Here is a 10,849-nt window from a genome sequence, read left to right on the forward strand (position 1 = left end):
GCCATCGCGAGCAAGCTCGCTCCCACAGGGGCTTGATGGTGGCCTCAGAGTTTGTGTTCACTGAAGATCCAATGTGGGAGCGAGCTTGCTCGCGATGGCGGTGCGTCATTCAGCATTTATGTCGACTGGCAGACCGCTTTCGCAAGCAAGCTCGCTCCACAGGGGCTTGATGGTGGCCCCAGAGTTTGTGTTCACTGAAGATCCAATGTGGGAGCGAGCTTGCTCGCGATGGCGGTGCGTCATTCAGCATTTATGTCGACTGGCAGACCGCTTTCGCGAGCAAGCTCGCTCCACAGGGGCTTGATGGTGGCCTCAGAGTTTGTGTTCACTGAAGATCCAATGTGGGAGCGAGCTTGCTCGCGATGGCGGTGCGTCATTCAGCATTTATGTCGACTGACAGACCGCTTTCGTAAGCACGCTCGCTCCACAGGGGCTTGATGGTGGCCTCAGAGTTTGTGTTCACTGAAGATCCAATGTGGGAGCGAGCTTGCTCGCGATGGCGGTGCGTCATTCAGCATTTATGTCGACTGGCAGACCGCTTTCGCGAGCAAGCTCGCTCCACAGGGGCTTGATGGTGGCCTCAGAGTTTGTGTTCACTGAAGATCCAATGTGGGAGCGAGCTTGCTCGCGATGGCGGTGCGTCATTCAGCATTTATGTCGACTGGCAGACCGCTTTCGCGAGCAAGCTCGCTCCCACAGGGTTTGGCTGTGGCATCACTGCACAAAAAAAGGCCGGTGAGCTTGTCGCCCACCGGCCTTTTTCATCGCGTCAAAGTGCGTGTTACTGCACTTCTACCGCCAGGCTGTCACTGATCTTCTTCTGCCAGATGGCGGGACCGGTGATGTGCACCGACTCGCCTTGGCTATCGACCGCAACGGTCACCGGCATGTCCTTGACCTCGAACTCGTAGATCGCTTCCATCCCCAGTTCGGCGAACGCCAGGACTTTGGATTTCTTGATCGCCTGGGCCACCAGGTAAGCGGCGCCGCCGACGGCCATCAGGTAGACAGCTTTGTTGTCCTTGATCGCTTCGATGGCGGTCGGGCCGCGCTCGGATTTGCCGATCATGCCCAACAGGCCTGTCTGTTCGAGGATCTGACGGGTGAACTTGTCCATCCGCGTGGCGGTGGTCGGGCCGGCTGGGCCGACGACTTCGTCACCGACCGGGTCGACCGGGCCGACGTAGTAGATGAAGCGGCCCTTGAGGTCCACCGGCAAGGTTTCACCCTTGTTCAGCATCTCGACCATGCGCTTGTGCGCGGCATCGCGGCCGGTGAGCATCTTGCCGTTGAGCAGCACGGTTTCGCCCGGTTTCCAGCTCTGCACGTCTTCCGGGGTCAGGGTGTCGAGATTGACGCGACGGGCCGACGGGCCGGCTTCCCAGACGATTTCCGGGTAGGCGTCCAACGGTGGCGCTTCCAGCGACGCCGGGCCGCTGCCGTCGAGCACGAAGTGGGCGTGACGGGTGGCGGCGCAGTTGGGGATCATGCACACCGGCAGGGAGGCGGCGTGGGTCGGGTAGTCCATGATCTTCACGTCGAGCACGGTGGTCAGGCCACCCAGGCCCTGGGCGCCGATGCCCAGTTGGTTGACCTTCTCGAAAAGCTCCAGGCGCATCTCTTCGATACGGTTCTGCGGGCCGCGAGCCTTGAGCTCGTGGATGTCGATGGATTCCATCAACACTTCCTTGGCCATGACCGCGGCTTTCTCGGCGGTGCCGCCGATGCCGATGCCCAGCATGCCCGGTGGGCACCAGCCGGCACCCATGGTCGGAACGGTTTTCAGCACCCAGTCAACGATGGAGTCGGACGGGTTGAGCATGGCCATCTTCGACTTGTTCTCGGAGCCGCCGCCCTTGGCCGCCACGTCCACTTCCACGGTGTTGCCCGGGACGATGGAGTAGTGAATGACCGCCGGGGTGTTGTCCTTGGTGTTTTTGCGTGCGCCTGCCGGGTCGGCGAGGATGGAGGCACGCAGGACGTTTTCCGGCAGGTTGTAGGCGCGACGCACGCCCTCGTTGATCATGTCGTCCAGGCCCATGGTCGCGCCATCCCAGCGCACGTCCATGCCCACGCGCACGAACACGGTCACGATGCCGGTGTCCTGGCAGATCGGCCGATGGCCGGTGGCGCACATGCGCGAGTTGATCAGGATCTGCGCCATGGAGTCACGGGCTGCCGGCGATTCTTCGCGCAGGTAGGCCTCGTGCATCGCCTGGATGAAATCCACGGGGTGGTAGTAGGAAATGAACTGCAAAGCGTCGGCAACGCTTTGTATCAGGTCATCTTGCTTGATCACGGTCATGAGTCGCGCTCCTCTCTAAAGACGGGAACATTCAATAAGGTGCCGGCCGCTTGGGTGCATCGGTCGACGGGCGGCACCTCTACAAGGCACGCCGGGCATGCTGGCGCGACGCTAAAAAGGCGCGGCAGTATATCGCAGGCGAGCACCCTGTGGGAGCAAGGCTTGCCCGCGATGAAGATAACGCGGTCTCCCAGGGAATCGAGGCGCCTGGATCGCGAGCAAGCTTTGCTCCCACAGCTCAACAGGGCGATGCCCTGTCAGACATCAAACAACTGCGTCAATCTAGGCCATTGCTTTGACGCCATTTTTCTGCTCCAGAATTGAATGGTCATTTGTCCTACACGCCACTAAAGTGGCGTCTGGCCTGTAGCGTAGGACGCCTCCTGTCAGTTTCCCTTTCCCATGGTGAGTCAACGATTGACCCATAACGCCATTCAACGTCTTTTGCTGAAACGCTTCGCTTTGGCGGCCGCGACGTACGCGCTGGCACTGGTTTTGTTGTGGCTGGCATTTTTCAGTGGTCATTACCTCGATTCGTTGCGCGGTGTCATCATCGGCAGCGTGTTGGTGGTGCTGTGCCAGGCCGGGCTGTTCGCGCTGTTTATCACCGACCGTAACCTGCGCTTCGCCGACCCCAGCCTCACCGAAGTGCAGGTACTGATCGGCCTGGGCTGGCAGACCTGGATGATGGCGCACCTGGACCAGGCTCGGGGCGTGTTCCTGGTGTTCTATGTATTGATCCTGCTGTTCGGGCTGTTTCACCTGTCACGCCGGTCTTTCGTGCGCTGCGCGTCGCTGGTGTTCATCAGCTTCACTGCTATAACCCTTTGGGACGGTTACTTCTTCAAGCTTCCCGATCCCACCTTGGCCGGGTTGCAGGTGGCCGTGCTGTTTCTCGTGCTGGTGTGGTTGGTGTTTTACGCCCGCTACGTCCAGATCTCACGCCAGCGCATGCGCCAGCGGCGGTTTGCCCTGCAGGCGCACCAGGACACCTTGCGCGGGATGATGCGCCAGCTCGAAGACCTGGTGGCCACCGATGAGCTGACCGGGCTGTTCAATCGCCGGCACTTCCTGCGCCTCGCTTCGCGCGAACTCAACACCCTCAGGCCCGGCATCGCCCATGGCCTGGCCCTGATCGACCTCGACCATTTCAAACGCATCAACGACCTGCACGGCCACGCTGCTGGCGACCAGGTGCTGCAGGCATTTGCCGCAGTCGCCACGGCGTGCCTGCGTGAGGGCGATGTATTGGCCCGTTATGGCGGCGAGGAATTCGTCATGCTGCTGCCTGCTTGCGATCCCTCACGCCTGACGGCCTGTTGCGAGCGGCTGCGGCTGGCGTTCACCGAAGTCGAGCTGATTGGTTTGCAGGTCGGCGCCCTCAGCTTGTCGGCGGGCATGACGATGCTGGAAATGGGCGATGACCTGGACAACGCATTGCAGCGTGCCGACCAGGCCCTGTACCGTGCCAAGCGAGACGGCCGCAATCGGTGCGCTGCCGCTTGGGAGAACGTCGATGCCTGAACTGACAGTCGCCGGTCGACAATGGACGGTGGCGGCGGGCAGTAACCTGCTGGACGCGTTGAACGGCGCTGGCGTGGCGGTGCCCTACAGTTGTCGCGCCGGCAGTTGCCACGCCTGCCTGGTGCAGTGCGTGGGCGGCGATGTACGCGACAGTCGTCCCGACGCCTTGAACCCGGCGCAACGCGATCAGGGCTGGCGGCTGGCCTGCCAATGCCAGGTAGTCGAGGATGTGCGGATCCACACCTTCGACCCGCAACGCGACGGTCAGGGCGCCCACGTGGCAGCGGTGGATTGGCTCGGTGGCGAGGTGCTGCGCCTGCGCGTCACCCCCGAGCGGCCGCTGCGGTATCGGGCCGGGCAGCATCTGGTGTTGTGGGCCGGCGACGTGGCCCGGCCGTATTCCCTGGCGAGCCTGCCCGAGGAAGACCGATTCCTGGAGTTCCACCTCGATTGCCGCGAGCCCGGCCAATTCATCGATGCGGCCAGGCAGATGAAGGTCGGCGACCCGATCCGCCTCGGCGAACTGCGCGGTGGTGCCCTACATTATGACCCCGACTGGCAAGACAGGCCGCTGTGGCTGCTCGCTGCCGGCACCGGCCTGGCGCCGCTGTTCGGTCTTTTGCGCGAAGCCTTGCGTCAGCATCACCAAGGCGCGATTCGCCTTATTCACGTGGCCCATGATGCCGCCGGGCATTACCAGGCCAAACCCCTGGCGGCGCTGGCCGCCAAGCATCAGAACCTCTCGGTGGAGCTGCTGACTGCGGCCGAGGCGCCGCCAGCCTTGGCGCAACTGCGGCTTGTTTCACGGCAAACCCAGGCCTTACTCTGCGGTCATCCCGACCGGGTCGAGGCCTTTGCCAAGCGCTTGTACCTGGTTGGCCTGCCGCGCAATCAACTGCTGGCCGACGTCTTCCTGCCCCGTGGTTGAGCGCTGATTCCCAGACGCGAGACCAACCATGACCGAAACCCTGCTGCTCGACCGTGAACGCGGCCTGTTGACCGTACGCTTGAACCGTCCGGACAAGAAAAACGCCCTGACCCGGGCCATGTACAGTCGATTGGCCCAAGCCCTGGCCACAGCCGATACCGTCCCGCAGATTCGCGCCGTGTTGCTCACCGGCTCCAGCGAGTGCTTCACCGCTGGCAACGACATCATCGACTTCCTTGAACAGCCGCCGAACGATCTCGATAACCCGGTGTTCCAGTTCATGCTCAGCCTGCTCGATTGCCGCAAGCCGGTGATCGCCGCCGTGGCCGGGCCGGCGGTGGGCATCGGTACCACGTTGCTACTGCACTGCGACCTGGTCTACGTCAGCCGGGACGCGCGGCTGCGCATGCCGTTCGTCAACCTGGGGTTGTGCCCGGAATTTGGCTCCAGCCTGATCCTGCCGCGGCTGCTGGGCCAGGCCAGGGCTGCGCAATTGTTGCTGTTGGGCGAGGGTTTCAGCGGTGAACAAGCCGTCGCCTGGGGGATTGCCACCGAGGCGCTGGACAGTGGCGAGGCGGCCTTGGCCAAGGCTCGGGAAGTGGCGTTGCGCTTCGAATCGCTACCGGCTGAAGCCGTGCGCATCAGCAAGCAACTGATGAGGGCAGCGGACCGCGAACAGCTGCGCAAGGTGATCGAAGAAGAGGGCAAACTGTTCAACCAGCAGTTGCGTTCGCCCGAGGCGCTGGAGGCGTTGTCGGGGTTTATCAACAGGCATTAGTTTTGTAGTGCCTGGCCCGGCCAATCGCGAGCAAGCTCGCTCCCACAAGGAGTAGTGTTGAACACATTAGCCATGGACACCAGAGATCTCCTGTGGGAGCGAGCTTGCTCGCGATGAGGCCAGTCCAGGCAACCTATTGATCAGAAGGCAAACACCAAAAAGCCCCGCCATTCACATGGCAGGGCTTTTGTTTTTCAGCGCTCGGTCACTCAGACCATCGGGTCGCCAACATGCAGGATTTTCATCCCGTTGGTGCCGCCGATGGTGTGGTAGCTGTCGCCTTTGGTCAGGATCACCCAGTCACCGGTCTGTACCACGCCGCGCTTGACCAGTTCATCCACCGCCGCCTGGCTGACTTCGCCCGGTTGCAGGGCGGCCGGGTCGAACGGCACGGTGTAGACGCCACGGAACATGGCGGCGCGGGCCTGGGTTTCGCGGTGCGGGGAGAACGCGTAGATCGGCACCGAAGAGCGGATGCGCGACATGATCAGCGGCGTGTAGCCGCTTTCGGTCAGGGCGATGATCGCTTTGACGCCCGGGAAGTGGTTGGCGGTGTACATCGTCGCCAGGGCGATGCTCTCGTCGCAACGCTCGAAGGTCTTGCCGATGCGGTGGCTGGAAGTCTTGCTGGTCGGGTGCTTTTCAGCGCCGATGCAGATACGTGCCATGGCTTGCACCGCTTCGAGCGGGTACAGGCCGGCGGCGCTTTCAGCCGAAAGCATCACGGCGTCGGTGTAGTCGAGTACGGCGTTGGCGACGTCGGACACTTCGGCGCGGGTCGGCATTGGGTTCTGGATCATCGACTCCATCATCTGGGTCGCGACGATCACCGCTTTGTTGTGGCGGCGTGCGTGCAGAATGATCTTCTTCTGGATGCCCACCAGCTCGGCATCGCCGATTTCCACGCCGAGGTCGCCACGGGCCACCATCACCGCGTCGGACGCCTTGATCAGGCCGTCGAGGGTTTCGTCGTCGGCCACCGCTTCGGCGCGTTCGATCTTGGCCACCAGCCAGGCAGTGCCGCCGGCTTCGTCACGCAGTTGACGGGCGTATTCCATGTCGGCGGCGTCACGCGGGAAGGACACGGCCAGGTAGTCGACTTCCATTTCCGCGGCCAGCTTGATGTCGGCCTTGTCTTTTTCGGTCAGGGCCGGTGCCGTCAGGCCACCACCGCGACGGTTGATGCCTTTGTGGTCCGACAGCGGGCCGCCGATGGTCACGACGCAGTGGAGTTCAGTGGCGGTGGCGGTCTCGACGCGCATCACCACACGACCGTCGTCGAGCAGCAGCTCGTCGCCCACGCCGCAGTCCTTGACCAGGTCCGGGTAGTCGATACCGACCACTTGCTGGTTGCCTTCGGTCAGCGGATGGCTGGTGGAGAAGGTGAACTTGTCACCGATCTTCAGCTCGATGCGCTTGTTGGCGAATTTGGCGATGCGGATCTTCGGGCCTTGCAGGTCACCCAGCAGGGCAACGAAGCGGCCGTGCTTGGCGGCGAGGTCGCGCACCAGCTTGGCACGGGCCTTGTGCTCGTCGGGGGTGCCGTGGGAGAAATTCAGACGGGCAACGTCCAGGCCAGCCAGAATCAGCTGTTCGAGAACTTCCGGCGAATTACTGGCCGGGCCAAGGGTAGCGACGATTTTGGTGCGACGGACGGACATGCAAGACTCCTCAAGTTCAAGCGCCAGCGAAGGCTACTATGCTCTTTGGGTGTAGTCATTGTTCATATGCACTACTTTTTCGTTTGTTTTTCGAAATGAACATTCCTGAAAATTTTTGCGCCTTGGATGAGCGTTGGAGTACAGCTTGCTGGTGCGGTGGATGATCTGTGGGAGCATAGCTTGCTCGCGATGGCGATCTTGATTGCGTCATCGTGGGCAAGCCTTGTTCCCACAGGAGTTCATTCACATCCTATTGCTTCGCAGCTCATCATCCCTTTAACCAGCAGGACAGCGCCCGGCTCAGTTTTCATACTGAAGAATTTCTTGCTCAGGTCGATACAGGACTCAAGACAGGAGAACCTCCCATGCGATTCGTGTTTTTTGTTGCCCTGGCCCTGAGCGTCACGGGCTGCACCCGTTGGTCGATGAACCATCACATGAACCTGGCCTACAAGGCCTATGACCGCGGCAACTGCGAGCAGGTCATGCTCGAGCTGTCTCAGGTCGACCGCGCCAGCCGTGCCCGCCGCTATATGCAGCCGGAAGTCTCGATGCTGCGTGGCCAGTGCCTGGAGCGGCAGAAGCTGTTTGTCGATGCGGCGCAGACTTACCAGTTCATCATCATGCAATACCCCAACAGCGAATACGCCTTCCGCGCCCGCGCCCGACTCGAAACCCTGCAGAGCCTGGGCCATTATCCGACCCGCAGCGCGTCGGCGATACGCCCGACGGCGTCCTGACAGCCCCCAAGCCCTGGCCGGGGACGATCCCTGGCCAGCAGCGTCTTGCACGTTTTTGTTTAGGAAAGGTTTGCGGATGGGCTGGCCGCTACGCAGCCTTGAGCTATATTTGTACAAATCGACATTAGAGCTAGATCTCTAACTTCAAGCGGCACCTGTGACCGGCAGCAGTAGGGCCGAGATGCTTGCGAGTGTCTGGCACCGGGATCGGGGAGAGCGAGCGGGTGTTTGCTCGTTCCGAAGTATTCGGTGGCCCCTGTTTGGGGTCTTCCAAAAAGCGATACAAGACATGTACAAAAAACGGCGAATCGAGCGGCAGCAGTTGCCGTGTTTTCTGAGAGTGTTTAACGGTGTCAACGGCAAGCCCATCGGTTTCCTGGGCAATGTTTCGGCAGATGGCCTGATGCTGATCAGCCATTTGCCGTTGATGGTCGGCGCGGACTTTGACTTGCACCTGAAAATCCCTGCCGATGAGGGGCCGCAGCAGAACATTGTGCTCAGGGCCAATTGCCTGTGGTGCCGCGAAGACGTGACGCCGCAGCATTTCGACGCCGGTTTCAGCCTGAAATGGGCACCGCCGGAGTACGGGCAACTGATCAGCGCGTTGCAGCAATATTTCAGTTTTTATCCGTTGCCGGAATCGGCCTGAGCCTGCGGCACCTTTTGGCGGGTAGACCACCTTGTGGGATCGAGCTTTGTGGGAGCGAGCTTGCTCGCGATGGCGGCGGTACATTCAGCATTGCTGCAAGCTGACCCACCGCTATCGCGAGCAAGCTCGCTCCCACAGGTTTCTCACACACCTCTTCTAGCGCTGAACCTTGGCCTCGTTATCCAGCATTTTCTCCAGCAACAACACCCCCATCTCGCCCATCTGGTGAATCGCCAGGGCCAGGTTGCGCGGGGCGCCTTCGAGGTCTTCCGATAAATCCAGGATCAGCGTGCTTACCGAACAGAAGGTTTCGTAGGTGTGGGCGAGCATGCCTTCGGGGTCGGCGTCGGGGGCGACGATGAAGTAGTCCGGTTGTTTGTAAGGTTTTTTGTCGGGCTGGCCGTGGTTGGGCTTGAGGTAGTAGTCGAGGGCTCTCTGGGCTGCTTCGTCGAGCTTTTCGGAGTCGAGGGTTTCGTGCGAGGATTGCGGGTCGGTGTGGGGTGGATTTGGTGTTTGCTTGAACATAGCCGTTTTTCCGTGATTGGAGCAGCCACCCTGTTCGCGACTAAACGAGGGGTGGCGGCTGGACGCAGGTTAGTCGACCGGTGGAAAAACGAAGCCCGGCGCGCCCGAGGGCGCCCTGCGCACAGCCACCATCAAGTGCGGGGATAGGGGGACCCGACTGGATGACGCTTGTGCACATCGTTTTCACCACCGGGCGACTAAACCCGATCGCTGACTATCAGCGACGCGAATCAAGTTACGGGGCAAGGCCAAGGTGCACAAGCCGGCGGATTCTGGCGGATCTGTAGTCCGTTGCGCAAGGCGCTGTAGTCACCTGGACCTTTGCGTGCTCGCTGTAGGACCTAGGCGGTCCCGGCCTTTTTCCAGGCCAGGTATTGGGTCACCAGGTCTGCGCCCAGCTCACTGGGGCGCGAGTCCAGGGCCGGCACGCCGTGGGCGGCCAGTTGCTTGTGCAGTTCGGCCCGTGCATTCAAATAGTCGACCGTCCCGCAGTAGGCCAGGGCCTCGGACACGGTCTGCACCGGCGCCTGGCGCAAGCGGTCGAGGGCCTCTTCCCGCAGGCTGGCCACCAGCACCCGATGCTGTTGGCCCAGTCGTTTGACGGCGGCGAGTAGATCCGCGTCGTCTTCATCCCGCAGGTTGGTCACCAGCACCACCAGGGCCCGGCGTTTTTGCCGGGCCAGCAGTTGGGTCACGGCCGCCTGGTAGTCGGCGGGGCGTTGGCTACTGTCGAGGTCGTACACAGTGTTGAGCAGGACGTTGAGTTGGCCGGTGCCTTTGACCGGGGCGAGGTGGCGCGGCTGTTCGCTGGCGAAGGTGCTCAGGCCCACGGCATCGCCCTGGCGCAGCGCGGTGTAGCTGAGCAACAGGCAGGCGTTGAGGGCGTGGTCGAAGTGCGACAGCTCGCCGTCCTGGCTGCGCATGCGCCGGCCACAATCGAGCAGGAAGATGATCTGCTGGTCGCGTTCGTCTTCGTATTCCCGGGCAATCGGCGTGCGATGGCGGGCGGTGGCCTTCCAGTCGATCTGGCGCAGGCTGTCGCCCTCGCGAAATTCGCGCAGTTGATGAAATTCCTGCCCCTGACCGCGCCGTTGACGCTGGCGTATACCGAGCTGGCTGAGCCAGTTGTCCACCGCCAATAATTGGCCTTCGTAGAGCCTGGCGAAATCCGGGTAGACACGGGTTTCATCGACGACGTCCAGCAGACGCTTGTCGGACCACAGGCCCAAGGGGCTCGGCAGGCTGGTTTCGCACTGGGCGAAGACGAAGTGACCGCGCTTGAGCGGGCGCACGCGGTAGCCGACCTGGCTGTGCTGGCCGGGTTGAAGCTCGACCGACAGGGGCAGGTTCTCGAAGTCCAGACCCTGGGGGATATGGTCGAACATTTCAATGCTCAAGGGCTGGGCGAATTCATGCTGGATTTGCAGGTGCACTTCGCTCCAGCGCCCGAGGGCCAGGCTTCCCGGCATCTGCCGCCGCACCCGGGGCGAGGGCGAGCGCCTGAGGCGCGCCGCGTCGAGCATTGCCAGGGCCAACAGCGCCAGCAGCAAGCCCCAGTTGATCGACTGCAGCGTCGAGGGCACCGCCACGCCCAAGGCTCGTAGCGCGCCCAGCACAATGCCTGCTGCCAGCAGCACGGTGAGCCAGATCAAGAGCAGGCGCGAGGGTTTCATGGGTGCATCTCTCTTGCGAGGGAGTGTGGGCAGAGCGTTTTGTTTGTGGCGAGAGGATTTATCCCA

Annotated in this window: 9 protein-coding genes; 5 read left to right on the forward strand and 4 right to left on the reverse strand. The window is 62.0% G+C overall.

Annotated features, from left to right (window positions below; translation table 11 throughout):
• Positions 1 to 781: 781 nt before the first annotated feature.
• Positions 782 to 2,305, reverse strand: a complete 1,524-nt coding sequence (locus KI237_RS06020; protein ID WP_212799198.1) for a fumarate hydratase — start codon at positions 2,303 to 2,305, stop codon at positions 782 to 784.
• A gap of 417 nt (positions 2,306 to 2,722) precedes the next feature.
• On the opposite strand from KI237_RS06020, the gene KI237_RS06025 reads away from it, so the two are divergent.
• Genes KI237_RS06025 through KI237_RS06035 form a run of 3 tightly spaced genes read left to right on the forward strand, consistent with a single transcriptional unit; the run spans position 2,723 to position 5,535 of the window.
• On the forward strand, positions 2,723 to 3,829 hold the full coding sequence (locus tag KI237_RS06025) for a GGDEF domain-containing protein (RefSeq protein WP_212799199.1): 1,107 nt from the start codon (positions 2,723 to 2,725) through the stop codon (positions 3,827 to 3,829).
• The gene (locus KI237_RS06030; RefSeq protein ID WP_212799200.1) at positions 3,822 to 4,757 is read left to right on the forward strand and encodes an iron-sulfur-binding ferredoxin reductase; all 936 of its coding nucleotides are present in this window, start codon (positions 3,822 to 3,824) and stop codon (positions 4,755 to 4,757) included. The genes KI237_RS06025 and KI237_RS06030 overlap by 8 nt, the downstream gene beginning before the upstream one ends.
• Positions 4,758 to 4,785: 28 nt before the next feature.
• A complete protein-coding gene (locus KI237_RS06035) occupies positions 4,786 to 5,535 on the forward strand; it encodes an enoyl-CoA hydratase (protein WP_212799201.1) in 750 nt (249 codons plus the stop codon).
• Between the two features lie 209 nt (positions 5,536 to 5,744).
• On the opposite strand, the gene pyk is transcribed toward KI237_RS06035, so the two are convergent.
• The gene (pyk, locus tag KI237_RS06040; protein WP_212799202.1) at positions 5,745 to 7,196 is read right to left on the reverse strand and encodes a pyruvate kinase; all 1,452 of its coding nucleotides are present in this window, start codon (positions 7,194 to 7,196) and stop codon (positions 5,745 to 5,747) included.
• Between the two features lie 365 nt (positions 7,197 to 7,561).
• Between pyk and KI237_RS06045 the strand changes: the two genes are divergently transcribed.
• Both KI237_RS06045 and KI237_RS06050 read left to right on the forward strand, forming a co-directional pair.
• The gene (locus tag KI237_RS06045) at positions 7,562 to 7,936 is read left to right on the forward strand and encodes a tetratricopeptide repeat protein (RefSeq protein ID WP_212799203.1); all 375 of its coding nucleotides are present in this window, start codon (positions 7,562 to 7,564) and stop codon (positions 7,934 to 7,936) included.
• 289 nt (positions 7,937 to 8,225) lie between these two features.
• A complete protein-coding gene (locus KI237_RS06050; RefSeq protein WP_212799204.1) occupies positions 8,226 to 8,585 on the forward strand; it encodes a PilZ domain-containing protein in 360 nt (119 codons plus the stop codon).
• Positions 8,586 to 8,741: 156 nt separating this feature from the next.
• On the opposite strand, the gene KI237_RS06055 is transcribed toward KI237_RS06050, so the two are convergent.
• Together KI237_RS06055 and KI237_RS06060 are read right to left on the reverse strand one after the other, a co-directional pair.
• Positions 8,742 to 9,110 (reverse strand): DUF6124 family protein, encoded by a 369-nt coding sequence (locus KI237_RS06055; protein ID WP_212799205.1) that lies wholly within the window; start codon positions 9,108 to 9,110, stop codon positions 8,742 to 8,744.
• Positions 9,111 to 9,451: 341 nt separating this feature from the next.
• Complete coding sequence (locus KI237_RS06060) at positions 9,452 to 10,783, reverse strand: DUF58 domain-containing protein (protein WP_212799206.1); 1,332 nt, start codon at positions 10,781 to 10,783, stop codon at positions 9,452 to 9,454.
• Between the last annotated feature and the right edge of the window lie 66 nt (positions 10,784 to 10,849).

This window comes from Pseudomonas sp. St316, from assembly GCF_018325905.1.
In the GTDB taxonomy this organism is placed as follows: domain Bacteria; phylum Pseudomonadota; class Gammaproteobacteria; order Pseudomonadales; family Pseudomonadaceae; genus Aquipseudomonas.

Coding starts and splice junctions, on each gene's coding strand:
- KI237_RS06060 (WP_212799206.1), bottom strand. CDS start 10,783: ATGAAACCCTCGCGCCTGCTCTTGATCTGGCTCACCGTGCTGCTGGCA.
- pyk (WP_212799202.1), bottom strand. CDS start 7,196: ATGTCCGTCCGTCGCACCAAAATCGTCGCTACCCTTGGCCCGGCCAGT.
- KI237_RS06050 (WP_212799204.1), top strand. CDS start 8,226: ATGTACAAAAAACGGCGAATCGAGCGGCAGCAGTTGCCGTGTTTTCTG.
- KI237_RS06055 (WP_212799205.1), bottom strand. CDS start 9,110: ATGTTCAAGCAAACACCAAATCCACCCCACACCGACCCGCAATCCTCG.
- KI237_RS06035 (WP_212799201.1), top strand. CDS start 4,786: ATGACCGAAACCCTGCTGCTCGACCGTGAACGCGGCCTGTTGACCGTA.
- KI237_RS06045 (WP_212799203.1), top strand. CDS start 7,562: ATGCGATTCGTGTTTTTTGTTGCCCTGGCCCTGAGCGTCACGGGCTGC.
- KI237_RS06020 (WP_212799198.1), bottom strand. CDS start 2,305: ATGACCGTGATCAAGCAAGATGACCTGATACAAAGCGTTGCCGACGCT.
- KI237_RS06030 (WP_212799200.1), top strand. CDS start 3,822: ATGCCTGAACTGACAGTCGCCGGTCGACAATGGACGGTGGCGGCGGGC.